Origin of the sequence: Shewanella sp. NIFS-20-20, assembly GCF_019209865.1 — a bacterium.
Lineage (GTDB): Bacteria > Pseudomonadota > Gammaproteobacteria > Enterobacterales > Shewanellaceae > Shewanella.
Map to the genome: position 1 here is coordinate 103,148 of NZ_JAHUTT010000004.1, position 24,019 is coordinate 127,166.

At 49.1% G+C, this 24,019-nt stretch carries 19 protein-coding genes; 11 read left to right on the plus strand and 8 right to left on the minus strand.

The annotated features are described in order from the left end of the window. Window positions 1-10: 10 nt before the first annotated feature. Window positions 11-3,019: a TonB-dependent receptor gene (locus tag KU855_RS02380; RefSeq protein WP_218528753.1), complete on the plus strand. Its 3,009-nt coding sequence runs from the start codon at window positions 11-13 to the stop codon at window positions 3,017-3,019. 440 nt (window positions 3,020-3,459) lie between these two features. Here KU855_RS02380 and KU855_RS02385 read toward each other — a convergent pair whose 3' ends face one another. From KU855_RS02385 to KU855_RS02395, 3 genes are read right to left on the minus strand one after another with little or no spacing between them, the layout of a single operon-like run. Next, window positions 3,460-4,467 carry a LacI family DNA-binding transcriptional regulator gene (locus tag KU855_RS02385; protein ID WP_218528754.1) on the minus strand — a complete coding sequence of 336 codons (1,008 nt, stop codon included), beginning with the start codon at window positions 4,465-4,467 and terminating at the stop codon, window positions 3,460-3,462. Window positions 4,468-4,480: 13 nt separating this feature from the next. Further along, window positions 4,481-5,815, minus strand: a complete 1,335-nt coding sequence (locus tag KU855_RS02390) for a glycoside-pentoside-hexuronide (GPH):cation symporter (protein WP_218528755.1) — start codon at window positions 5,813-5,815, stop codon at window positions 4,481-4,483. Between the two features lie 14 nt (window positions 5,816-5,829). After that, a complete protein-coding gene (locus KU855_RS02395) occupies window positions 5,830-7,191 on the minus strand; it encodes a GH1 family beta-glucosidase (protein WP_218528775.1) in 1,362 nt (453 codons plus the stop codon). 258 nt (window positions 7,192-7,449) lie between these two features. Here KU855_RS02395 and KU855_RS02400 point away from each other — a divergent pair, with 258 nt between their 5' ends. From KU855_RS02400 to mak, 4 genes are all read left to right on the plus strand, one after another. Next, entirely contained in the window at window positions 7,450-8,652 is a 1,203-nt protein-coding gene (locus KU855_RS02400; protein WP_256260839.1) for a sugar MFS transporter, read from the plus strand. A 17-nt stretch (window positions 8,653-8,669) separates the two neighbouring features. Continuing rightward, window positions 8,670-11,198, plus strand: coding sequence for an exo 1,3/1,4-beta-D-glucan glucohydrolase (locus KU855_RS02405; RefSeq protein WP_256260834.1), 2,529 nt, complete (start codon window positions 8,670-8,672; stop codon window positions 11,196-11,198). Then, the gene (locus KU855_RS02410) at window positions 11,182-12,261 is read left to right on the plus strand and encodes a glycoside hydrolase family 16 protein (protein ID WP_218528758.1); all 1,080 of its coding nucleotides are present in this window, start codon (window positions 11,182-11,184) and stop codon (window positions 12,259-12,261) included. Before KU855_RS02405 ends, KU855_RS02410 begins: the two co-directional genes overlap by 17 nt. Before the next feature lie 90 nt (window positions 12,262-12,351). Beyond that, on the plus strand, window positions 12,352-13,260 hold the full coding sequence (gene mak, locus KU855_RS02415) for a fructokinase (RefSeq protein ID WP_218528759.1): 909 nt from the start codon (window positions 12,352-12,354) through the stop codon (window positions 13,258-13,260). A 107-nt stretch (window positions 13,261-13,367) separates the two neighbouring features. Here the strand turns inward: mak and KU855_RS02420 are convergent, their stop codons facing one another. Then, on the minus strand, window positions 13,368-13,892 hold the full coding sequence (locus tag KU855_RS02420; RefSeq protein WP_218528760.1) for an NADPH-dependent FMN reductase: 525 nt from the start codon (window positions 13,890-13,892) through the stop codon (window positions 13,368-13,370). Window positions 13,893-14,016: 124 nt separating this feature from the next. Between KU855_RS02420 and KU855_RS02425 the strand changes: the two genes are divergently transcribed. Beyond that, the gene (locus tag KU855_RS02425; protein WP_218528761.1) at window positions 14,017-14,928 is read left to right on the plus strand and encodes a LysR family transcriptional regulator; all 912 of its coding nucleotides are present in this window, start codon (window positions 14,017-14,019) and stop codon (window positions 14,926-14,928) included. 42 nt (window positions 14,929-14,970) lie between these two features. Here KU855_RS02425 and KU855_RS02430 read toward each other — a convergent pair whose 3' ends face one another. Continuing rightward, entirely contained in the window at window positions 14,971-15,309 is a 339-nt protein-coding gene (locus tag KU855_RS02430) for a DUF1904 family protein (protein ID WP_218528762.1), read from the minus strand. Between the two features lie 244 nt (window positions 15,310-15,553). Between KU855_RS02430 and KU855_RS02435 the strand changes: the two genes are divergently transcribed. Further along, window positions 15,554-16,318, plus strand: a complete 765-nt coding sequence (locus tag KU855_RS02435; RefSeq protein ID WP_218528763.1) for a phosphatase PAP2 family protein — start codon at window positions 15,554-15,556, stop codon at window positions 16,316-16,318. Between the two features lie 155 nt (window positions 16,319-16,473). Then, on the plus strand, window positions 16,474-18,738 hold the full coding sequence (locus KU855_RS02440; protein ID WP_218528764.1) for a TonB-dependent hemoglobin/transferrin/lactoferrin family receptor: 2,265 nt from the start codon (window positions 16,474-16,476) through the stop codon (window positions 18,736-18,738). 55 nt (window positions 18,739-18,793) lie between these two features. Here the strand turns inward: KU855_RS02440 and KU855_RS02445 are convergent, their stop codons facing one another. From KU855_RS02445 to KU855_RS02455, 3 genes are all read right to left on the minus strand, one after another. Further along, window positions 18,794-19,711, minus strand: coding sequence for a DMT family transporter (locus tag KU855_RS02445; RefSeq protein WP_218528765.1), 918 nt, complete (start codon window positions 19,709-19,711; stop codon window positions 18,794-18,796). Between the two features lie 136 nt (window positions 19,712-19,847). Further along, complete coding sequence (locus KU855_RS02450) at window positions 19,848-20,990, minus strand: NRAMP family divalent metal transporter (protein ID WP_256260835.1); 1,143 nt, start codon at window positions 20,988-20,990, stop codon at window positions 19,848-19,850. A gap of 409 nt (window positions 20,991-21,399) precedes the next feature. Further along, complete coding sequence (locus KU855_RS02455; protein ID WP_218528767.1) at window positions 21,400-21,750, minus strand: antibiotic biosynthesis monooxygenase; 351 nt, start codon at window positions 21,748-21,750, stop codon at window positions 21,400-21,402. Window positions 21,751-21,869: 119 nt separating this feature from the next. Between KU855_RS02455 and bla the strand changes: the two genes are divergently transcribed. The 3 genes from bla to KU855_RS02470 all read left to right on the plus strand — a co-directional run bounded on the left by bla (window position 21,870) and on the right by KU855_RS02470 (window position 23,866). Beyond that, window positions 21,870-22,766 (plus strand): class A beta-lactamase, encoded by an 897-nt coding sequence (bla, locus tag KU855_RS02460; protein WP_218528768.1) that lies wholly within the window; start codon window positions 21,870-21,872, stop codon window positions 22,764-22,766. Window positions 22,767-23,095: 329 nt separating this feature from the next. Then, entirely contained in the window at window positions 23,096-23,659 is a 564-nt protein-coding gene (locus KU855_RS02465) for a DUF2975 domain-containing protein (protein WP_218528769.1), read from the plus strand. After that, window positions 23,660-23,866, plus strand: a complete 207-nt coding sequence (locus KU855_RS02470) for a helix-turn-helix transcriptional regulator (protein WP_218528770.1) — start codon at window positions 23,660-23,662, stop codon at window positions 23,864-23,866. Window positions 23,867-24,019: the final 153 nt, after the last annotated feature.

Genomic DNA, 24,019 nt, shown 5'->3' on the forward strand with positions numbered 1-24,019 from the left:
CGAGGCAGCTATGCAAAAACAGCAATTTAGAATCAACCCTTTGACAGCCTCTGTGGCGCTGGTCTTAGGTCTTGGTTGTTTTCCTCTGGCCGGGGCCGAGGAAGGCGTTGAACAAAATCAAGACAATAATATTGAAGTAATTGAGGTTCGAGGTATTAAGGGCAGTTTATCGCGTTCGATGGATCTAAAACGCGGCTCAGCAGGGGTCGTAGACGCCATTTCCGCCGAGGAAATGGGGAAGTTCCCTGACACTAACTTAGCGGAATCATTGCAGCGGATCACCGGGGTCACCGTCAGTCGCTCTAACGGTGAAGGCAGTGAAATCACAGTACGTGGCTTTGGCCCGCAATATAATTTGATCATGCTTAATGGTCGGCAAATGCCGGGCACAGGTTATACCCGCTCGTATAACCTTGAAAATTTGTCCTCAGAAGCAGTGCAAACCTTGGAGGTCATTAAGACTGGGCGCGCCGATATGCCCACCGGTGGTTTAGGGGCAACCATTAATATTGAGACGCGTCAGCCGCTTGATGCACCGGGACAAACGGTAAATATTTCTGCTAAAGGCATGTATGACGAGTCGAATGTTAAAGGTGACGATATCACCCCTGAAGTCTCTGGCTTATACAGTAATACCTTCTTAGATGACAGATTTGGATTTATGGTCACGGCCTCGCATCAAGAGCGCGACTTTCGCCAAGAGGCGGCCAATGTTCAGGGCTGGATTGCACAAACGGATAACAGCAAATTGCCTAGTTTAGCCGCGGGTAAGGGCATTGATGCTCGCCCCAGGGATGCCGAAGGTAATTTAATTCATCGCTTTACTGGCCAAGATGCCGATGGCAATCCTAATACTTCCGCCCCATTTTTTGTCCCGCGCGACATGAACTACAGTGTCAACGATGTCCAGCGTGAGCGGACTAATGCCATGGTCACTTTGCAGTATGAGCCGATTGATGATCTGATTTTTACTGCCGATTATGTCTACACTCGCGCCATTACCGGTGTTGATGGTTTTGGTTGGGGGATTTGGAACTCCTCAACCGATGGCTCACCATTAATTGGTTATGAGTTTGATGACAATGGTTCAGCGCTGTATACCGATATTCGTGGCGGCGATGGTTCGTTTACGGCCAATCGTAGTACCACCGAAGTGAAAGCCGAATCTATTGGCTTAAATGTGGAATGGCAAGCCAATGACGATTGGGCCTTTGTGTTTGATTATCATGACTCATCTAATGCTATCGATAATGGCGCAGATAAAGGGCTGAAGAGTGCCGGTCAGGTGATCTTAGGTTCGGATCAATTGCGTTCTAAAATCTATGATTACCGCAATGGTAATGTGCCCAATGCCACGATTAATTGGAATAACGGCACCACCGAGCTGAGCCCTGGGGAAATTGATTCTAACTTTAGCCAGTTTATTCATTCTCCCGGCGAGTCTAAAATTCAACAAGGTCGCATCGATGCGCAATGGGTGCCGGATTTTAGCTCACTGCCAAGCCTGTATACCATTGAATTTGGCGGTTCTTATACTAAGCAAACCATGACGGGCACTACCGCGTGGAGTGGCTTGCGTGGTGGGCCTGGATTTAATCCTGCCTATCCGGAAATATTCCCCGATGCCATGTTTACCCGTGAAAGTACCGCGGGTCTGCTCGATGCCGTGGTCGATGGGGCATTATTACCGGCCTATTTTTACAGTTATGACTTTGATGAGGCTGTTTCGCGTCAATTGGCCTATCTCACTGAAAATGTCGCTGGGGATAACTACTACTCAGTGGATCCCTACTTTGATGGCGTTGATAGTTCCAACTTTGTCGAAGAACAAACTTATGCGTTCTTTATTACCTCGCAATGGGGATTTGATCTTGGGGATATCCCAGTCAATGTGAATCTTGGCTTGCGTTATGAAAGCACCGATGTCACCAGTACCGTAAAGCAAAGGGTTGAGCAGCAAGTGGTTTGGGTCAGTGCCACTGAGTGGGTGACTCAGTACGCTGCTGGCGGCAATGAAAACTTCTTAACGCAAACCGGTGAGTACGATGTCTGGTTGCCGATGTTTGATATTAATGCCGAAGTGTTAGAAGACGTGATTGTGCGCTTCTCGGCCAGTAAAACCTTAGCCCGCCCATTACTGGGGGATTTGGTCGCCGGCCGTAGTTTAAGTGGCAGCCCTAAAATTGGGGCTCGCACCGGCTCGTTAGGTAATCCTGGATTATTACCACTGGAGTCGGTCAACTTAGATCTCTCGTTTGAGTATTATTACGCTGAAGGCAGTTATGCTTCGATAGGCCTGTTCCACAAAGACGTTGATAACTTTGTGTCAAGACAGATAAGCCAAGTGACCATTGATGGCTTAACCGATGTATATAACAGCCCGCGATACTTAGAGGCGATAACTCAGTTAGAAGCCGCTGGCACGCCAGTGTCAGAGAATGCCATTTATGATCAAATGATTGCCAATGGTTATGGTAATGCCGAAGGTCAAATTGCGCCATTAGCGACCGATCCCTTGATTGTTTGGGATGTCACCTCTCCGGTGAATAGCGATAAAAAATCGGTCGAAGGGATTGAGTTGGCCATTCAGCATTTGTTTGGTGAATCAGGCTTTGGAGTCGGGCTGAACGGCACCTTAGTAAATGGTGACGTCAAATTTGACTCCTACAGTCTGTTGCAGCAGCAACCTTTAGAAGGGTTAGGGGATTCTGCTAACTTCCAACTCTTTTATGAAAAAGACGGGCTGTCAGTTAAGGCCACCTATGCCTGGCGTGATGATTATCTGATTGGGGTCGGGCAATCTCAAGGTTCAGCCGATGCGCCGCCACAATTCTTTAAGGATTTTGGTCAACTTGATGCCAGCATTAACTATGATGTTAATGACAACCTCACGGTATTCCTTGAAGGCATTAACCTCAACAATGAAACCGAGCAAGGTTATGGCCGCTTTGAAGAGCAATTTCTATTTGCTCGTCAATATGGGTCTCGTTATTTGCTTGGAGCTCGCTTTAGGTTCTAAGCCTGATTCAGGCTGACGTTGTCGTGATTCGCTCAGGTCTATGATCTGAGCTTTTTTTTGGCTAACGGCCATAGGATGTTAGGCGCGCGGCATCGCTTGTGATGAAGACCGCGATTCGGTGGCGAAGAGCGGCTATATCGTTTGCTAGGGCTATAGCATCGCCGATGAAAAAAATGGCACTGTGTGGTGCAGCCAACAGCAAAAAATAAAAAAAAGTGCGTAAAATACGCACGATTTTTTGTTGTTAATTGGGAAATAAACCGACACATTAGATTTAATTAATTAACCGTCACCATGAGTGGAGTGTGGCCTTGATGTATGCGCTGCGCCATTCATTATCGGGATTGAATCCGGCGGTAGCCAGTTTGAATCAACTCATCAAAGTACAGATGAGTGAGTGGGAGTTAGAGCTTAGCTACCGTTGGTAGCTCAGTTGGGAGTTAACGGCTCGGCAATGATTTTATTGACTCTCTCTCGATTAACTCCGGCTTGAACATCGGCGGGGCGCAAGGGGGAACATCCGCATAGGTTTGCTTGAGGATCCACGTTGCTGCTGCCAGCCCCATGGCTTCAATGGGGTTGCTGATGGTGGTTAATTTGGGAGAAATATAGCGAGGGAAGGGGATGTTATCAAAACCAATAAACGAGATATCCGCAGGCACCTGCAAGCCTTGCTCTAAACAGGCCGCAATCGCACCCGAAGCCATTTGATCGTTGGCACAAACCACGCAGGTAAAAGATTTGTCAGCCTTTAGCAGCTCTAGCATGGCGAGATAGCCACCCTCTTCGTGATAATCACTTTCTTGGCATAGCTCTTCATTAAAATGTACATCAAATTCGGCCAGCGCAATTTTATAGCCCATGAGTCGATCGCGCGCATCGAGCTTTTCTCGCGGCCCCGTGATAAAGGCTAATTGGCGATGGCCGTGCTCTAATACATGACGGGTCGCCAAGTAGCCACCTTGGACATTGTCGAGATGGACACATTGCGCTTTGAGTGCCGGCACTAAACGGTTAATCACTACCAAGGGGGTTTTCTGTTGGCTTAACGCGACTAAGGTCTCATCATCGAGGGCATCAGCATCGATGATCAGTGCGTCACAGCCTCGGTTCAGTAGAAAGTCGATAGCATCTTGTTCGAGGCTGGCATCACTATGACCGGCGGCAAAAATGGCGTGTTTGTTCGCGCTGCGTAGCACGGTTTCAATTTGTCGCATCATGGGGCCATAAAATGGCCCATCGAGCTGCGACATTAATACACCGATGCTATTGGAGCGATTCGAGGCCAACGATTGTGCAATATTATTTGGCCGATAGCCCAACTGTTGCATCGCTTGATGCACTTTTTTGCGAGTGTTTTCACTGACTTTAGCATTGTTATTTACAACCCTAGAGACAGTCGCTAATGACACTCCGGCCAGTAGCGAAACATCATAAATCGTCGCCATTACCTTAGATCCTTTAATGATTCGGTGTCAGGTTTTTTAATGCCAAGCTGACTTCGCCGACTTTTTTGCGGTTTAGTGTATATTTCCTCATGACAAAGGCAACCACAATAGCGGCAATGGCGGGGTAGAGGGTGAATGACAAGAGTATCCCTTGCAATGTTTGTTCGGTCGGTACGCTGTCCGCTTGATAGCCATAGGCCGCCAACAGCCAACCGGCGAAAGCGCCGCCGAGTGCCAGCCCCAACTTGATAAAAAAGATGATGGACGAGTACAGCATGCCAGTGATACGAACCCCAGTTTTCCAGTGTCCGTAATCTATGGTGTCTGCCATTTTCGCCCACAATAGCGGCGAGCCCATATTGGTGAAGTAATTCCACACAAAGTAGGCGCCAAAGGCCAAGGTGAGATTGTCGGGAGCAATAAAATACGACAAGACGCACAAGGTCGCGCTGATCCATTGTAAGGTAATGTAGGCTTTGACTTTGCAAACATGCTTGGCCAATGGCTGGGCGGTGGCGCAGCCTAAGATATTGCCAATCATGCCTAAGGTAATGAAATATGTGATCATATCCTCAACCCCTAGGTAATATTGCACATAGTAGATGGCAATCGTAGTGCGCAAGACCAAGCCAGTGAGCAAAAAGGTGGCGGCTACACATAAAATTCGCCACTGATCATTTTTTAACAGTGCCTTGAGATCGGCGCTAAAGTTGAGTTTTTCGCGGGTATTTGGGGTGTCACGTTCACGGGTGCCCATAAAACATATCAAAAAGAAGCAAACCCCTAATATGCTCATGGCTAAGATGGTGTATTGATAGCCCTGCGCCTTATCACCTTGGCCGAAATAGTCGACCAAGGGCAAGGTGAGACTACTGACTAACAAGCCGCCTAACATGGCGAACACAAAGCGATAAGATTGTACCGAAACCCGTTCATCGGGATCGGTAGTTAACACCCCGCCTAAGGCACAATAAGGAATATTAATGGCGGTATACACCATCATTAGCAGCGTGTAGGTAACAAAAGCGTAAATCAGTTTTCCTGATTCAGATAAATCTGGGGTGGTAAAGGTGAGCACGCTAATGATGCCAAATGGGAGCGCAAACCAGAGTAAATACGGGCGGAATCGACCAAAGCGGGTGCGAGTTTGATCAGACAGCCAGCCCATTAACGGATCGGTTATCGCATCAATCAGCCTGACCGCAAGAAACATGGTGCCGACATACGCCGGAGAAATACCAAAAATATTGGTATAAAAATAGGTTAAAAACAGCATCACTGTTTGGAAGATAATATTGCTGGCGGTATCTCCCAGCCCATACGCTATTTTTTCTTTTGTCGAAACCATGTCATTCCCCTGTATTATCGGATTGCGTCCGTTTTTTGTTCTAGGAAGTGTTTTATTGTCAATGCACTGCGCTTAGGTGTACGAACTAAGGTGGTGTAATCGACATAACAAAGACCGAAGCGTTTTTGATAGCCTTCGGCCCATTCGAAATTGTCCATCAAGCTCCAAGCAAAATAGCCTTGAACATTGACCCCAGCGTTGATGGCGCGATCCAGCGCGCTTAAATGCTGTTTATAGTATTCGACCCGTTGCATATCGTTGATTTCATCATCAATGATTTGGTCATCATAAGCGGCGCCATTTTCGGTGATATATATCGGTGGCAAGTCGTATTCCATGGCCAATGTCAGCAGCATCTTAGTGAGTGAAATCGGCGTGACTTCCCAGCCCATGGCCGTCAATGACATCGCCACTTTTTTGGGGGGCACGATCTCAAAGCCTTCAAAGCCGCGGCGACCATTACTACAGACCACATTGCGGGTGTAGTAATTAATGCCAAAGTAATCAAGCGGGGCCTGAATAATGGCCATGTCGCCGTCTTCAATATGGGGGCGAGCATTGGAGGGCAGTTGTGAAAAAGAGTCTGGATAGGTGCCTTTTAATAGCGGTGAGATATACCAGTGGTTGAGATAATCATCTGCCAATTTGGCGGCCCGTATATCGTCAGTGAATTGGGTAAGGGGATCGCACGGGGCAATATTCACGACGATGCCGTGTTGACTGTTGGGGGCATTTTTACGCAGTACCGGCATAGCCAACCCATGGGCCAGTAATAAATGATGAGCCGCTTGGCGGCCGTGGGCTTGGCCGATTTTTCCCGGCGCATGAACGCCGGTTTCGTAGCCTAAATGGGCACTGCAAAAGGGCTCGTTTAACGTGGTGTAAGCATACACGCTGTCGCCGAGCTCACGACTAATGGCATCGGCATAATCGCGGAAATGATACGCGGTTTCACGGTTGAGCCAGCCGCCTTTATCCTCTAGATATTGCGGCAAATCCCAGTGATAAAGGGTAACAAAGGCTTTAATTCCTTTGCGATTAAGTGCGTCAATGAGCTGTCGATAAAATGCTAATCCCTGCGGGTTTATCTGACCTGACGCTGTCATTACCCGTCCCCATGAGATCGAGAAACGATAGGCGTTAACCCCAAGCGAACTAATGAGTTCGATATCTTGTTGCCAGTATTCAATATGATTGCAGGCGATGTGGCCATTGGAGTGATCGCTGATCTTGCCCGGAATACGGCAAAAAGTGTCCCAGATGCAGGGCAAGCGGTTGTTAACATCGCCTTCGATTTGGAACGCTGCAGTGGCTACTCCAAAAATAAAATCTCGATGACGAATTCTTGAGGTGCTCGGGATGTCTATTTTATTGATATTGTTCACTAATACTTATCTCTATCAAATCGTTGATTATGTCGGACATCATGCTTAGGTTGTCAGCATCACTCAGTTAACTCAGTGATACGGGTTGACAACGGTTAAATGAATGTTAAAAATGAAAGCGCTTACACCAATTTAGTGTTTTGGATAGCAAAGGTCAATATTTGTTCACAGACAGGCGGAGAAATTTTCATGGCGGCAATACCTGATCTCGACTCAAGTCAGACCGGTGGTCATGCTCAGCAGCGGCCAATGAGTTTTGTACTGGTGGCGTTAAGCTCATTGTTTTTCATGTGGGGCTTCATTACCGCCATGAATGACATCTTGATCCCCTACCTGAAAGATATGTTTGAGCTGAGTTATACCAAAGCGATGTTGGTGCAATTTTGCTTCTTTAGTGCCTACTTTGTGGTGTCATTACCCGCCGGGGCATTGGTGGCGCGACTGGGCTACCAAAAAGGCATTGTTATCGGTTTATTGGTAGCGTCCCTGGGGTGCGGACTGTTCTACCCATCAGCGAGTATCGAGTCATATTGGCTGTTTTTACTCGCTTTTTTTATTTTAGCTTCCGGGATCACCGTGCTACAGGTCGCCGCCAATCCTTATGTGAGTATCTTGGGGCCGGCGGCCACCTCCTCGGCGAGATTAACCTTGACCCAAGCCTTTAACTCACTTGGCACCACCGTTGCCCCGCTGATAGGTGGTTGGCTAATTTTTTCTGAAGCCATCGATAATCACGCGGCGCAAGCCGTCAGTGGCACTGAAGTGCAATTGCCATATTTGGGCTTGATGCTGCTCTTAGCGGCGTTGGCGCTCTTGTTTTATAAATTACACCTTCCCGCCATTGTGGATGTGGTGCCAGGCAAAAAACCAGTCGAAAAAGCATGGCATTACCCACAACTTAAATTAGGGGCTGTCGGTATTTTTGCCTACGTGGGCGCTGAAGTGGGCATAGGTAGTTTTTTAATTAGCTTTATGATGGAACCCCATATTGCCAACTTAAATCAAGCGCAGGCCTCGAGTTATATCGCTTGGTATTTTGGCGGCGCCATGGTGGGGCGATTTATCGGCGCTTGGGTGATGAAATACATCCCCGCCAGTAACGTATTGGGTTGCCATGGCATTGCGGCTGCGGTGCTGGTGGCCATCGCCATGACTACCGACGGTTATGTGGCCGTGTGGGCCTTGGTGGCGGTTGGATTATGTAACTCGATTATGTTTCCTACCATTTTCAGCCTTGGGATCCGTGATTTGGGGGCCAGCACCAGCCATGGCTCCGGGGTGTTATGTTTGGCCATTGTTGGTGGTGCCATCGTGCCATTGCTGCAAGGGGTTTTGGCGGATTACTTGGGCTTGCAAGCCGGCTTTATCTTACCTTTATGCTGCTATGTCTACATTGTCTTTTTTGGATTTAAAGGCAGCCAATTTCGACCTAAAAGCGGTGCCCTGTCATGAAATGCGACAAGGTGTTGATGACAACCAGCTTAGTGTTGGTCTTGAGCTTGAATGGCAGCCAGAGTGTAGCGGCCGTCAGTCAAGCTGAGCTTAACACGACTCAAACCGGCACTTTGCTCACCAATGAGGACAGTGATATGTCAAGAAGTTTGACACGCTGGCCCAAGGGTATATCGCCCTTTGCCTTTGACCAAGCCACAGAGCAGCGCATTGAGACGTTATTGGCGCAGATGAGCATTGAACAGAAAGTGGCGCAAATCATTCAGCCTGAGATCCGTGATTTTAGCATTGAAGATATGCGCCAATATGGCTTTGGCTCCTACCTAAATGGCGGCGGCGCGTACCCTGATAATAACAAAGAAGCCAAGGTGCAAGATTGGGTCAATTTAGCCGAATCCTTGTATCAAGCCGCGATGGATAGCTCAGCCGATGGCATTGCAATCCCGCCGCTGTGGGGGACGGATGCCGTCCATGGTCATAATAATGTGTTAGGTGCGACTCTATTTCCCCACAACATTGGCCTTGGCGCCACCGCGAACAAAGAGTTAATCGCCTCGATTGCCGCGGCGACCGCCAAAGAGGTGGCCGCCACCGGCATTGATTGGGTGTTTGCGCCGACAGTCGCCCGCGCGAGCGATCCACGTTGGGGCCGCACCTATGAAGCTTATGGGCAAGATCCGCAGCTAGTGAGTGCGTTTTCAGCGGCTTTTGTTGAGGGGATGCAAGGTTCGCTCAATCAGGATTGGTTATCCGCCGCCCATACCGTGGCGACCGCCAAGCATTTTATTGGCGATGGTGGCACCTGGCTTGGCGATGATCAAGGCGACACTCGCTTGTCAGAGCCTGATTTAATTGCGCTTCATGGCCAAGGCTATGTCGCTGCCATTGGCGCGGGCGTGCAAACCATCATGATGTCGTTTTCCAGTTGGTGGGGGGAAAAAAATCATGGCAATCATTACCTAATGACAGAAGTACTCAAGCACCGAATGGGCTTTGATGGTGTCTTAGTGGGGGATTGGAACGGTCATGGACAACTGCCCAACTGCACCATAGATTCATGCCCTGATGCCATTAATGCCGGCTTAGATGTCTTTATGGTGCCGACTGACGCCTGGAAGGCGCTTTACCATAACACCGTCGCCCAAGCCCGTGATGGACGGATTGGTAAGGCGCGCCTAGATGATGCCGTGCGTCGGATGTTACGGGTAAAAATTCGGGCCGGATTATTTGATAAGCCGTCGCCTGCCAAGCGACCGCTGGCTGGGCAACAGTCATTAATTGGCCATCAAGACCATCGAGCCATTGCCCGGCAAGCGGTGCGAGAGTCGCTGGTACTCTTGAAAAATAATCGCAATGTCTTGCCGCTATCACCGCGCTCGCGGGTGTTGGTTGCCGGTGATGGTGCGGATAATATTGGCAAGCAAGCCGGCGGCTGGAGTGTTACTTGGCAGGGGACTGATACCCTCAATGCTGATTTTCCAGGCGCGACCTCCATCTATGCGGGAATTGCCGAGCAAGTGACACAAGCCGGAGGCGAAGTGATCTTGTCTGCTTTAGGTCAATGGCAGGGGCGCAAACCCGATGTGGCCATCGTGGTCTTTGGTGAAAACCCTTATGCCGAGGGCAATGGCGACTTAGCCAACCTTGAATATCAGCGGGGGAATAAACGCGACTTAGCCTTGTTGAAGTCCTTGCAGGAACAAGGGATTGCGGTGGTATCGGTATTTATCACCGGCAGGCCTTTGTGGGTAAATCCTGAAATTAATGCCTCCGATGCGTTTGTCGTAGCGTGGTTGCCGGGCAGCGAAGGGGCGGGGGTTGCCGACGTACTATTTACCGCTAGTGATGCCAAAAAACGCCATGAGATTGGCGGCCGCTTAAGCTTTAGTTGGCCGGCATCGCCAACGCCTTCAAGCACCGACAAGCCCTTATTTGAGCTCGGCTATGGCTTAACCTTTGCTGACGCCACCGAGTTGCCAGTGCTGAGCGAAGAAACGTTGCAGCAACAGCAGGAGCAGGGGCGCTTGGCGATCCTCGATGGTGTCGTTAAGGCGCCGTGGCAATTATGGCTGGGTGACAAGCTAGACATGCAGCAACTACGGACGGCTCAGCTTGATTTAGCCAGTGTCAGTATTCGCGACATTGATAAATCGATTCAACAAGATGCCCGGCGTATTCATTTTAAACAGCCACAGGCTTTGGTGCGATTCCAAGCGGATTTTCCGCTGGATTTGCGGGATTACCAGCACGCCTCGGCGCAGATCATGATGGATGTTCGTCTGCCTCGCGCGCCGACGGCACCGTTAATCTTAGGCATAGGCTGCGGTGATGATTGCCTTAAAACGACGTCTGTGTCGCTGGACACTCTGGCGCTCGGGCAATGGCAAACGCTCACGGTAGATTTAGGCTGTTTTGGCCTAAGTAGTGAGCAATTGTCGCAGGTATTTATTCCTCTTCAACTCGGCTCAAGTGGCGACTGGATTATTGAATTAGCCAATATTCGCTGGCAGCCACAACAACCCAAAGGGGATGTTCGTTGTGATTAAATCGACTGTTTTGTTGGCCAGCTGTCTGGTCACTGGTGCCAGTGTTTTACCGATGATTTGCCAAGCGGATAATCAAGGGGAATCGCTATCCGCGCCGGCCGGTTGGCAACAAGTTTGGCACGATGAGTTTGATGTGCTTGATGGCAATAAATGGCAATTTGAAGTGAATTGTTGGGGTGGCGGTAATAATGAGCAGCAGTGCTATACCCCGCGCAGCGAGAATGCTTATATCGACAATGGCGTATTGCATATTGTCGCCCGCAAAGAAGATTTTCGTGGCCCTGCTCAGCAAGATGATCAACCGGGCTATGACATCAATGACACCTCGGTGCTAAAGCCTTACACCTCGGCGCGGTTACGCACCAAACATTTAGCGCAGTGGACCTATGGCCGGTTTGAGATCCGCGCTAAATTGCCGCAAGGTCAGGGGACTTGGCCGGCGATTTGGATGCTACCAACCAACAATCGCTACGGCAGTTGGCCGGCGTCGGGCGAAATTGACATTATGGAGGCAGTTAACCTTGGCGCCAACAGTGACCGCCCCAGCGCCCCTGCTGGTGAGCTTGAAACTCGGGTTCATGGCACCCTCCATTATGGGCGCGAATTTCCGGAAAATGTTTACGCTGGCACTGGCTATCGCCTCGCCAATGAGCAATCACCCGCAGCGGATTTTCATGTGTACGCCATCGAGTGGGAGGCCACAGAGATCCGCTGGTATGTCGATAATATTCATTACGCTACCCAAACCTCTGCGACTTGGTATAGCCAAGCGGTCGATGAGGCGGGGCAATGGCAAGAACACGGCAATCATGCCCCCTTTAATCACCCATTCCATTTATTGCTCAATTTAGCGGTCGGCGGAGGCTGGGCGGGAACGGTTAATGACACCGGAGTCGACAGTGCCGTGTTTCCGCAAGTGCTGAGCATAGATTATGTGCGGGTATATCAATGCCAGCCCGCGCTCAGTGACGCTCGAGGGTGCGCTAGCCAAAGTCCGCAGGCCCGCTTAGTGATAGGCGCTCCTAAACCTGCCATCAATACCCCATCGCAACCCCAAGACTAGTTGGCGCCCATGAGCCGGCTGACATCAGGCGGTGTCGGCCGCCGAGGCGTTGGTGTGAGTGACTGATAATAGAGAAAATAAGGATTTTTTATGTATAGAATAGGCATTGATTTAGGCGGCACTAAGATCGCATTGGTCGCCATGGACGCCAGTGGCACCGAGGTGTTTCGCAAGCAAACTCCCACACCGTTCACCTATGGCGAAACCTTGGCGATCATTGTCGAATTGGTGAATGAGACCGAAGCGTTTCTTGGGCAACAGGCCAGTGTCGGCATCGGTATTCCCGGCATCTTGTCACCGATCACTCAACGGGTAAAAAATGCTAACGCCACTTGGCTAAATGGCCATCCGATGGATAGCGATTTAGCCAAGTTATTGCAACGACCTGTGCGGATTGCCAATGATGCCAATTGTTTTGCCGTCTCAGAGGCCGTCGATGGTGCCGGCGCCGGCAAACATCTGGTGTTTGGTGTCATTCTGGGGACGGGCTGCGGCGCGGGGGTGGCGATTGCTCAACAAGTGCATCAAGGCGGCAATGGCATTGGCGGTGAATGGGGACATAACCCGCTGCCTTGGATGCGCGCCGATGAATTTAACACTACCGACTGTTTTTGTGGCAACCGAGATTGTATTGAAACCTTTGTGTCTGGCACCGGTTTTTTGAGGGATTACCATCAGGCCGGCGGTGATGCGGCCTCAGTGCCTGAGTTGATGCAACTGATGTCCGAGGGGGATCCGTTTGCCACGGCCGCCTTTGCGCGATTTATTGATCGCTTAGCCCGCGCGTTAGCGCATGTGATTAATACCTTAGATCCCGACGTCCTAGTATTGGGCGGCGGACTCTCGAATATCGACACTATCTACCAGCGTTTGCCATTGCTATTGCCCCAGTATGTGTTGGGGCGGGAGTGTGCCACCCCAGTGGTGAAAAACCGCCATGGCGCAGCCTCAGGTATGCGCGGGGCCGCATGGCTGTGGGGACCTGATGGCCTATATTGAGCAGGCAAATCTGAGTGGGGCGGCTTCGCCAAGCATGGCGGGGCGCAGTGGCCATGATTAGGAGCCGAGGCGCGGAGGCACGCCTCGGTGCTGAAGGCGACAAGCGCCTAGGCCAATTGCGCCATTGCGGCCTTAACTTTATCTTGCCACTCGGGGGCAATAATTTGGCCACTGCCGACATCAAAGTTATCGTAGAAGGCGGGTAATGATAGCTGCGCTTTAATGTCGCCACCAAAATAAGGCATGGAGTTCACGGCAGCGGCCAACACGCTCGCGGCGCCGCCAGGGCCTGGCGAGGTGGCTAATAGCACCATAGGCTTAGATTGAAACACCTTCATATCAATCCGCGAAGTCCAATCAAATAAATTCTTGTAGGCCGCACTGTAGCTGCCATTATGCTCTGCAAAAGAAACCACGATGGCATCGCAACTGCCGAGTTTGGCATAGAACGCCTTGGCTGCATCGGGTTGACCTAACTCTTTTTCTTTATCTTCGCTAAATAATGGCAGTTCAAAATCATTAAGTTCGAGGACTTCAACCTCAGCCCCGGCCACCAAATTGGCGGCATAATTAGCCAATTGTTTATTAATCGAGTGACGACTGGTACTGGCACCGAAGGCAATAATTTTCATGAGCAATTCCTTGAGTAAATGGATGAAGATACACACCAGAGTCTAGCTTAATTTATATCCAAACAATGATTAATAGTTAATCAGATGATAGATTGTTTCCATATGACTATTAATGGTGGCGGCGATGTCGATAATTGATCCCAAACTTCTCGATGGCATGGTGTTATTCACCCAAGTGGTGAGTGCGGGCAGCTTCACCGGAGCGGCGCAGCGCAGTGGCCATTCAACCTCGTATATCAGTAAAGAAATTAATCGATTAGAGCAAAGGCTTGGGTTGAGGCTATTGCATCGGACGACCCGAACGTTAAACTTAACGCCAGATGGCGAAGCCTATTACCTGAGTTGTCAGCAAATTATTGATGATGCTAAAAACACCTTGGATATGCTGCAAGGACGCCAACAACAGATCAGCGGCAAGCTCACGGTCTCTTGCCCGGTTAACTTTGGTTTAGGTTATTTACGGCCGTTATTAGTGGCGTTTATGGCCCGCTATCCTAAGGTTGAACTCGTGTTAGATCTCAATGACCGCAAAGTCGACTTGGTAGCAGAGGGGGTTGATGTGGCGATTCGCGGAGCCATGCAGCTGGCTGACTCGAGCCTCATTAGTCGGCCGCTACTGGTGTCAGAGCTCCTGACCTTAGCATCACCGGCGTATTTAGCTCGGGCAGGCACCCCAAGTAGCCCCACAGAGCTGAGTCGCCATAAATGCATTTGTTATCGCTATTTAAAAGATCCGCAGGCTTGGCAATATCGCTCCCCAGCAGGTGAGGATTTGCATATTCGCGTCAACCCCAAAGTCATGACCAATAGTCCGGCCATGCAGTTGGCCTTGTGTCTTGATGGCGAAGGTATTATCAGGCTACCCGCTATGGATTTAGAGAGCGAACTAGCGTCGGGGGCTTTGGTGAGATTATTTGAGGACTATGACGTCGCACCGGTGCGGATGTTTTTAGTGTATCCGGCGCGCCAGCATATGGCGTCGAGAGTGAAGTGTTTTATTGATGGGTTATTGGCGGCGAGTTCCACCACCGATTAACCCACTCGGGCCGACGCCCGAATGGGGATGATGACCTTAGGCTTAGCCGTAATGGGCACCGTTGTCATAGTAGTCGCTTGGGGTTAGGGTGGTGAAAATCACCGCCACATCTTGCTCTGGCTTAGCCATGGCATCGCGGACTAATTGGGTCACGCGCTTGGCAATGTCATTTTGCACTTCTTGGCCACGGTCAAAATAGAGCACTTCGACAAATGGGTAGGCCGGACTCACTTGGCCATCCACAAAGAAGGTCGCCGGAATATGTTCTATGGTGAAATGAGCGCGAGGGCTATTCATTAGTTCGGCTAATGCATCAACCAGAGGAGTAGATAACGCCTGTACTTGCGCAGGTGTCATGGCGCGACAACGGAAATGCGGCATGGGTATTCTCGTGTTCAGTGAATTTGCGCTCATTCTAATCTGCCGCTGTCATTGTGCCAACCTTTGTTGAAACGGGCCGCGCAAAATCATGACATCATGAAGTAAATGTCATCTTAAGCCAGTGCCGCGACGAGGAAATATTGGCTACACTCTTGCTTGACGTGAATCGGCAAACCCGCCGCGCAGGCCGCTAGCGCTGCGCATTGTTTAGCATGATGCCAGCATGGCTCTATGGAAATCTACGATGAAAACAGGCGATAACTATCAAGGCTTAGCGTGGCGCTATATCGCCGTGATATGGGGGCTATTGTTGTTAATGCCTTTGGGTTTAATGTGGCAACAGACGCAAATGTTCCCCTTGCTAGATTTAACCTCGAGCCTAGCGCAAGGCTTGTATTGGGTCACGTGGTCGGGAACCACTCCTTATGGCGTGGCCACCATATTACTGGTGTTAGCCTATTGCGCGCGGCGGATGACGCGGCAAGTGTGGTTGTCGCTGTTGCTGGCCGTGACCTTGAGTCAGGGGGTCGGCTTGATGCTCAATCAGCAGTTAAAGCTGCATTTTAAAGAGCACCGTCCCGACATCACTTGGCTGGCAGAGCGCCAAGCATTAGATGCCACATATTTTTATCAACAACCCCAAGCGCAGCGCCGTGTCATGATGGCCGAGGCCATTGCAACTCATCAACAGCAGCTGCCAATGTCCGCGAGAATCGCCCAACAGTGGCAGCAAGAAGTGGGTTACTCGTTTCCCTCGGGCCATACTCAGTTTGCCGTGTCGTTTGCGCTGATCGCCAGCTTTTATCTGGTGGCTTCAGGGGCGGCGGTGCTGCCATTGATATTAAGTGCTTGGGCGTTATTAATGGGGCTTAGCCGCATGCTATTAGGCTTACATTGGCCGCAGGATGTACTGGGTTCAACCTTAGTGGGCGGCTTGCTGGCCGTCATCACGCTGTTAGTGGTGCGTTGGGCCGAGATGGCTTGGCGTGCCAATGTCAGTAAGCGCTAATGTAGGCTTAGGTTAAATAGTGACCAAGTGCGGAGGGTGAAGCAATTTTTAGTGTAAAAAAGCGATCCAGCTAAAAGTTCCCAAAAGATTAACTCAATACAATACCCGCATTAATTAAGAATAATTTTCATTAACAATTTGCGGGTATCCTTCTCATGAATAAGTTGCCGTTGAGCATCCTAGCCTTGGCTATCGCTCATACTTTAAGTTCGCAAGCTCATGCTGCCAATTCGACGTCATCTAGCGATGGCGCTCATGAGGCGTCACCATCCCGTCAAGTGCAAGAAGTCATCGTGGTGTCAGGCTCGCGGATGGAGCAGCAAATTGAGCAAGTGGCCGGCTCCATCTTGGTTATCGATGAAAATGAAATCAATAACAACATGAGCAATGATTTTGGCAGCTTGTTCCGCAATCAGTCGGCGATTGCTGTTAAAGGTGGCGCCGGTAAATCAACCGCGGTCACCATTCGTGGTATCGGCGGCAACCGCGTGATGATGGTGAAAGATGGCGTGCGGGTCAATAACCAGTATGCCTCGCCATTAGGCCCAGGCGCTGAGGGTACCGGTCGTGGTTTAACCGAAGTGCAAAGCTTAAAGCAAGTTGAAGTCGTCAAAGCGGCAGCGTCCACCATGTACGGCTCGGACGCGTTGGGCGGCGTGGTCGTCATGCGCACTAAAGATGCCTCTGATTACCTGTTAGGTGAAGACTACTATGTGGCCATCAATGCGGGTTACGCCGGCATTAACGATGAATACACGGCCGGTTTTACCAGCGCAGCCGCTTACGGTGACTTTGAAAATTTACTAAGTTATCAGCACCGTAAAGGCGAAGAACTGCCAAACTATTTTGACACTCAGCCAGACAGTGACCTAGTACAGGACAGTGTGCTGTTTAAGAGCAAATACCACTTTAATGATTACACCTCAGTCCAGTTAACCTTGGATTATCTCGAGCAAACCCTAAAGCGCTGGGAATATGAGTTTGATAAGGCTGGCGCTCTCGATGAAGGCGTCGATACTGTGCGCGATACCGAGGTGATGAATGGCGCGCTGCAATTGGTGTCCCGCAAGCCAACGGCCATGCACGATACCCTGACAGTGACGGCCTACTTTGGTCAAACTGAGCAACTTGAACACCGCGACATGTTCGACACCGGCACGAAATTCCGTCCAGTTGAATATAGCCTTGGTGAACAGCGTGATTATCACTTTGAAGATCAACGTATCGGCTTAAATTCGACCTTTAGCAAGTATGTTGGCAGCGCCAATTATGGCCACCAGATCACTTATGGTCTCGATTATGAGTTTTCGACCATGAGCCGTCATCGCGCTGTTGAAAACGTGAGAACAGGTAAAGTCAGCAATCCATTTACCTTTGCCGACACAGATAGTCAACGTTTAGGGGTATTTGTTCAGGATGATGTCACCCTGCTAAATGGGGATTTAAACCTGATTGCCGGTTTACGCTACGATTATTTCCGTAACACACCCGATCAGCAGCAAGCTGTAGAGGCTGGTAAAGATGCGGCCGACTTCCAGACCATGAGTGATAACTTCTGGTCGCCTAAGCTGGGCCTTGTCTATCAGTTGTCTGACGCTGTCAGCGTCTATGGTCAATATGCCTATGGCTACAAGATGCCAACCCCAGATCAAAAGTGGGGCGAGCTTGAAGTGGATGCTGGCGGTATGACCAACGTCTTTATTGACGCCAACTACGATTTGGAATCTGAGCAGTCACATACTTGGGAAATTGGCGTGCGTGGCAGTCATGTCGATACCAGCTATGAGCTAACCACCTTCTACACCTTGGCCAAAGACTTTATCGATTGGCAATATTTGAGCTTCAAACCGGGAATGCCGATGGAGTTCAAATATCAATACTATAACCGCGATGAAGTGAACCTGTATGGCGCCGAAGCGCAAATTAACCATTGGCTCACTGATGAAGTGGAACTGTGGGGTAACATCTCTTATACCCATGGTACTGATGAGAATGGCCAACACCTTAACAGTGTCAGCCCGCTGAAAGGCAATGTAGGGGTTAACTGGTACCAAGATATCGCCGGTATGGAAGCTCAATTTGGAGGGGTAGTCCGTTTCGCCGATCACATGAATCGCACCTTCGATATCGATTTAGCTGAAACCGATATTTGTATGATGGGTATTTGTATTCCTAAAGAAAGCTTCAACGAAGTGTATAACACCTCAGGTTATGCGGTCGTTGATTTGACCTTTGGTTTGCGGATCAATCAAGCGTGGAACTTGCGTGCCGGTGTCTACAATATCTTCGACAAAGAGTATGTGGATTACGCGGATGTTGCCGGTCAGTCCGCCTTCCTGATGTCCTCCATGGGGGTGGATTATGAAGATTACACCCAGCCTGGCCGCTACCTGAATGTCAGTGTGAATTATCAGTTCTAATGGCCGCCGTAACGGCCTGAACAACCATAACTACGCCCGCAACTCGCGGGCGTAGTTATAAGGGCGATGCGCGCCAGCGCTTGGTCAGTAGATGGCCAAATTGAAATAAGCCCAAACCAATCACCACCAAGGCGGCGCCCATTACCAGCTGTTGGCTCAGGGGTTCGTGATTAAGCAGGCTGCCAAGCATTAATGCAAAAATTGGGGTGATCAGCGTGACTAAGGTCACTGTGCTCGCAGGTAAGTACTGCAAGATATAAAAATAAGCGATAAACCCCACCAAGGAGCCAAATATCCCCAAGTAAACAATGGCCCACAAAGAGCGGTTATTGATATCAAGCACTGGCATGTTGGCATCAAATAGCCAGGCAGTTAGCATAAAAAATGGCATTGAAAACGCTAATGACCCCACGGTGGTGGCGAGAGGATGTATATTCACCGTAATGGTTTTAATCAGCACGCCACTTAAGCTAAACAGGCTCATCGCCGTTAGGATCAGGCCTACGCCAATCAGGCTACCGGCTTGGTTGGCAAAGTTGTCGAAACAGACCAGCCCGAGGCCTAGAAAGGCAATAAAAAAAGCCATGAGTTTTAATGGCCCAAAGCCTGCCTCTTTTAAGATCCATTGCGACAGTAATCCCGACATAAGTGGTGAAAGCCCAAAAATCAATGACATGGTGCCAGAGGGTAAATAGCGTGCGGCAAAGTAGCTCAGCAGCATGCCCCCCACAATGCCAATGGTGGAATAAGCATAAAGGCGCTGTGCTTGGCCATGCAACGGTAGTCGGATCCGCAGCACTAACAGTAACAATGCCCCCAATACTAGAGCAATAAGCATACGCAATAGCACCGCCATGGTTGGGTGCACGTGCTCACTGCTCCAGACAATACCAAGCGGGGTTGTTGACCAGACAATGATGCCGATAACAAAGGCGAACGGAACGGTTTTGGGGAGACTCCCTGGGGCAGACATGACAATCCTTGTAATCAATACAATACGAGGTAGTTAACAAGCATAAAAAAGCTACCGCCCCAGTGCGATGACGCAGTGGGGCGGTGTAATCATCTTTACTTGCTAGCGGATGCTTGTCAATGATGTGGTTGAATGTTTATCCAACAAATTGTTGCACAAAGCCAGAGACTGAATACAACGAGCCCAGAGCCATGATGGCAACGACCAAGTAGCCCAACAGGGTCAAATATTTGGGGTGTTGATAATCGCCAATAATGTCTTTGCGGTTACTGGCCAGCAAAATTACCGCTAATACGATGGGCAGGATAAGGCTATTGATTAATCCGGCCAACATTAGCAGCAATAGGGGTAAATCAACCGCCAGGGTTGCTACGGTGGTGAGTACGATAAAGCCCAAGCAATACTGGCGCTCGTGGCGGGCAATGGCAGGGATTAAGGTTTTAATTAATGAAATGGCCATATACGAATTGCCCACCACCGAAGTAATGGCGGCAACAAATAACACCAGCCCGAAAATGTGATAGCCCAGTTGACCCGCACCTTGTAAAAAAGCATCGGCAGCCGGATTGCGCATATCCAAGCTCACGCCCTTGACGATAACGCCCAAGACGGCCAAAAACAATAACACCCGAATCGTCACAGCAATGCCAATTCCCATCCATGCAGCTTGGCGGATAGCACCAATGGCGGCGCTGCCTTTGAAGCCTAAGTCCACCATGCGTTGTGCGCCGGTGTAGTAACCGCCGACAGCGCCACCGACGATGGTTAAGGTGGGTAAAAACAAGTGACTAAAATCGTTAGGGGAAACAGCAGCGATCATTGTCGGGACAATAGGGGCTTGCGTTGTTAGGGCAACATAGGCGATGAGCACTATCATCAGCATACCTAAATAGCGAGCCATTCTATCCATGTGCTTGGCGGCATGATGAGCGATAAACAGCAGGCAACCCAGCGCGCCCGTGATCAATGTGCCCCAAAATGTATCTATGCCAGTCAGCACCTGGATCCCCATGGCGGAACCACTGATATTACCAAAGTTAAACGCCACCGCACCTAACGCCAGCAAACCACCAATGCCATAGCCAAGCCCCGGCGCGACACAATTGGCAATATCTTGAATACGTAAGCCCGACACGCCGACGACTCGCCATAGGTTCATTACGATAATAAAGGTAAGCAATACTGATGCTAAGATTGGAAATGCCATCTCCATCTGATAGATACTGGTAAACACTGTGGTTTGCGTGAGAAATCCAGGGCCCACTGAGGTGGTTGCCATGAGGCACGCCAAACTGACTAAGGCGGTTTTTTGTGGTAATGCCGACAGTATGGGTCGTGGTTGAATTGGGCTTGTCGCGGAACTGTGCATCGGGGATCCTGAAATAAGTGTTTCTTCTTTTACAAAAACAGAAACACAACTGACAGGATCAGTTGTAGCATGGGAAAGTTGACTTGAATTTGGTTAAACAGCCAAAGAATAAGCGAAAAGTCATGGGCCGTCTAGCATTGCCATGATTTTGCGAACAGTTTCGTGAACGGTGGCGGCTTACGGGCAATGTTGTGAGCTCTGCGGTTATCGCCGGGGTGCTTGTGGTGATCTTGGCTATTATGTGCGTCAGTGATGTCACCACACTGCAAAAGTCATTGCTGCGGTTTCAGCAGCCGCCTTAAGCCTAAGAATTGTCGCTTCAGCGAGGACCCAATGTTGTCGTAAATGGGGTCAATGGATGTTGATGATCTTGGCTTTGATAAACCTGTTCAACTTTGGCGATGATCACCTGATAGTTATCCAACCATTGTTGGTATTGGGCTTTCGCTTGGCGGTGGATGGGGTGATGCACCAGTTGCTCTAGACCGTCTCGTCCTTGCCAGTAATAAATATTGATCAAGCGATTTTGCTGGATATCTTCAACATGATCACAGCCTATGTAACCTGGGGTTTGGCTAGCGATCGCCACGATTCTGCTGTCTAAATCAAAGAAAGATTGATCATATTCTTTCTTACTGAAAATAAAGGTGGCACTGTAGATATCAGACATAAACTCTCCTTGGTATGCTTCAAGTGTAGTCAACCACCGATGAATTAAATCAGAAAAACAAATTAATGAATTGTTATATCAGGTGTATTTGATTAGCTAACCCATAAAAGGTGGATGAAATGAAACCATTGGCTGTGAGCATGGCCTGGATACTACTATTGCTTTGCTCCCCGCGGGCTAGCAGCAGTGTCACAGCGCTTCAAGAGAGTATCGAGGCGTGGCAGTCCACACTTCAGGGGCGGATTGGGGTTGCAATATTGCAGCCCAATAAAGCTTATTGGGGCTTTCAAGATCACCAGCGTTTTCCGATGGCCAGTACCTTTAAAATGTTGGCCTGTGCCAAACTGCTGCATGATAGTGAACAAGGCCGATTAGCTAGTGCGGCAAAGGTGTTGATTACCGCTGAGCAGCTTGTTCCCTATTCACCCGAGACTCAAGCTTTGGTGGGCACTTATATGAGCCCAGCGCAAGCCTGTGAGATCACGTTACGCAGCAGCGATAATACCGCGGCCAATATCGTGCTTGATGCGATTGGCGGCCCGGGGGCATTAACCGAGTTTTTAGTGACTATTGGAGATCCGGTGACTCGCCTCGACCGCCGAGAGCCTGAGGTCAATCAGGGACGCCCGCATGATCTGCGTGACACAACCACCGCACATGCAATGGTGAATACTTGGCAGCATTTATTACAAGATCAAATATTAACTGTGCAAGCTCAGCAGCAATTAACCGCGTGGTTGGCGGCAAATCAAGTCGCTCATGCCCTGTTGCGAGCGGCACTGCCCCAAGGCTGGCATATTGCTGATCGCAGCGGCGCTGGGGGCTATGGTGCAAGGGGAATTAACGCCATGATCTGGCAAACCGCTAAGGAACCCATTTTTATCAGTATTTATCTGCACCAGACTGACGCCTCAATGGCGCAACGTAATCAAGCGATTGCCGCCATCGCGGCTGAGATATTTAATTACCTGCAACTCACAGAGCAAAACCAGACCTCTAAGCCGCGAGCCAGATGAGTATCGCGGCGAGCGAAACGATGAACGTTATGAACACCAGTTCTTTCCAAATCGCTGTTATATAGCGCATTTATCTCCATTCCCACAATATAATGCTGGTTGTATCCGTTGCTAAATTAGCGCTAACCTTGGTCGACTGTTGAGATCTTAATCACGAAAATAGAAAAAATGTTAATCGGGTCAAAAGGATGATGATATTTGCTGATGCGATGGACAACATCCAAGAATGTTATTCGATATTTTTTTAATGTTTATCGATAAAAAAACATTGCAAGACATGATGTGTGTTGCTAGATTGTTGCCATTATATTTCTCTTTTTGCGGGCGCCATGAACGGAATATCTCAAAAATCGGCTCTGATCCAAGCGGTATTATTGCTGTTGTTTTTATTGAATTTAATCATGTTTTTATTGGGGGTTTCTCACTCGACAATGGCTTACCAAAACAACCTCGAACTAGATTCTTTAGCGATGTTTTTCAATCGTTCGATTGATGGTATTTGGGGTGATTATTCAATGATTTTACAGCAACATGGTTGGGAGAGTTTTTGGTTTTTTGCACCATTTAAATTTGTATTTCAGCAGGTGGTTATTTTAATTTTATGGCAATTGTTTGGTTGCTTTAAACAAAATGAAATTTTTACTCATAATACCGTAAGGAAATTTAAAATTCTGGGGGTGATATTATTGAGTTGGGTATGTTTTTTAGTGTTGTACCCGCTTGTAATTTCATTGGCGCTCAGTGCTCTCCCTAATCATGAGCGAGTGTTAATTGTATTCTCTATTTCTGAAGATGAGTTTTTTTTGTTATTGATTGGAATATTGATTTATATCGTTGCCAATATATTTCAAGAAGCGCTTGATTTGAAATTAGAACAGGATCTGGTGATATAAATGGCCATTGTAGTTGACTTGGATGTCATGATTGCAAAAAGAAAGTTGAAGTTGAATGATTTATCTGAAATGGTCGGGATAACCCCTCAGAACCTTTCAATTTTAAAAACTGGCAAAGCCAAAGCCATTCGTTTTTCAACCTTGAATGAACTTTGTCGAGTACTAGAATGTTCTCCAAGCGACATTTTGCGCTATGAGAGTGATTAACAATCAATGAGTTGGTAGGGCTAGCAGGGCGTCCGCATGAATGGTTAAGATTTAGGCGCTGATGTAAATCCGGCCACAAGGACTTGCTCCAAGAAGGCGGGGCTCATCATGCAGCGTTTCTGTTTCATCGGCACACTAATCTTAGTCGGCTCT

Coding starts and splice junctions, on each gene's coding strand:
- KU855_RS02380 (WP_218528753.1), top strand. CDS start 11: ATGCAAAAACAGCAATTTAGAATCAACCCTTTGACAGCCTCTGTGGCG.
- KU855_RS02385 (WP_218528754.1), bottom strand. CDS start 4,467: ATGGCGACGATTTATGATGTTTCGCTACTGGCCGGAGTGTCATTAGCG.
- KU855_RS02390 (WP_218528755.1), bottom strand. CDS start 5,815: ATGGTTTCGACAAAAGAAAAAATAGCGTATGGGCTGGGAGATACCGCC.
- KU855_RS02400 (WP_256260839.1), top strand. CDS start 7,450: ATGAGTTTTGTACTGGTGGCGTTAAGCTCATTGTTTTTCATGTGGGGC.
- KU855_RS02405 (WP_256260834.1), top strand. CDS start 8,670: ATGACAACCAGCTTAGTGTTGGTCTTGAGCTTGAATGGCAGCCAGAGT.
- KU855_RS02410 (WP_218528758.1), top strand. CDS start 11,182: ATGTTCGTTGTGATTAAATCGACTGTTTTGTTGGCCAGCTGTCTGGTC.
- mak (WP_218528759.1), top strand. CDS start 12,352: ATGTATAGAATAGGCATTGATTTAGGCGGCACTAAGATCGCATTGGTC.
- KU855_RS02420 (WP_218528760.1), bottom strand. CDS start 13,892: ATGAAAATTATTGCCTTCGGTGCCAGTACCAGTCGTCACTCGATTAAT.
- KU855_RS02425 (WP_218528761.1), top strand. CDS start 14,017: ATGTCGATAATTGATCCCAAACTTCTCGATGGCATGGTGTTATTCACC.
- KU855_RS02430 (WP_218528762.1), bottom strand. CDS start 15,309: ATGCCGCATTTCCGTTGTCGCGCCATGACACCTGCGCAAGTACAGGCG.
- KU855_RS02435 (WP_218528763.1), top strand. CDS start 15,554: ATGAAAACAGGCGATAACTATCAAGGCTTAGCGTGGCGCTATATCGCC.
- KU855_RS02440 (WP_218528764.1), top strand. CDS start 16,474: ATGAATAAGTTGCCGTTGAGCATCCTAGCCTTGGCTATCGCTCATACT.
- KU855_RS02445 (WP_218528765.1), bottom strand. CDS start 19,711: ATGTCTGCCCCAGGGAGTCTCCCCAAAACCGTTCCGTTCGCCTTTGTT.
- KU855_RS02450 (WP_256260835.1), bottom strand. CDS start 20,990: ATGGCAACCACCTCAGTGGGCCCTGGATTTCTCACGCAAACCACAGTG.
- KU855_RS02455 (WP_218528767.1), bottom strand. CDS start 21,750: ATGTCTGATATCTACAGTGCCACCTTTATTTTCAGTAAGAAAGAATAT.
- bla (WP_218528768.1), top strand. CDS start 21,870: ATGAAACCATTGGCTGTGAGCATGGCCTGGATACTACTATTGCTTTGC.
- KU855_RS02465 (WP_218528769.1), top strand. CDS start 23,096: ATGAACGGAATATCTCAAAAATCGGCTCTGATCCAAGCGGTATTATTG.
- KU855_RS02470 (WP_218528770.1), top strand. CDS start 23,660: ATGGCCATTGTAGTTGACTTGGATGTCATGATTGCAAAAAGAAAGTTG.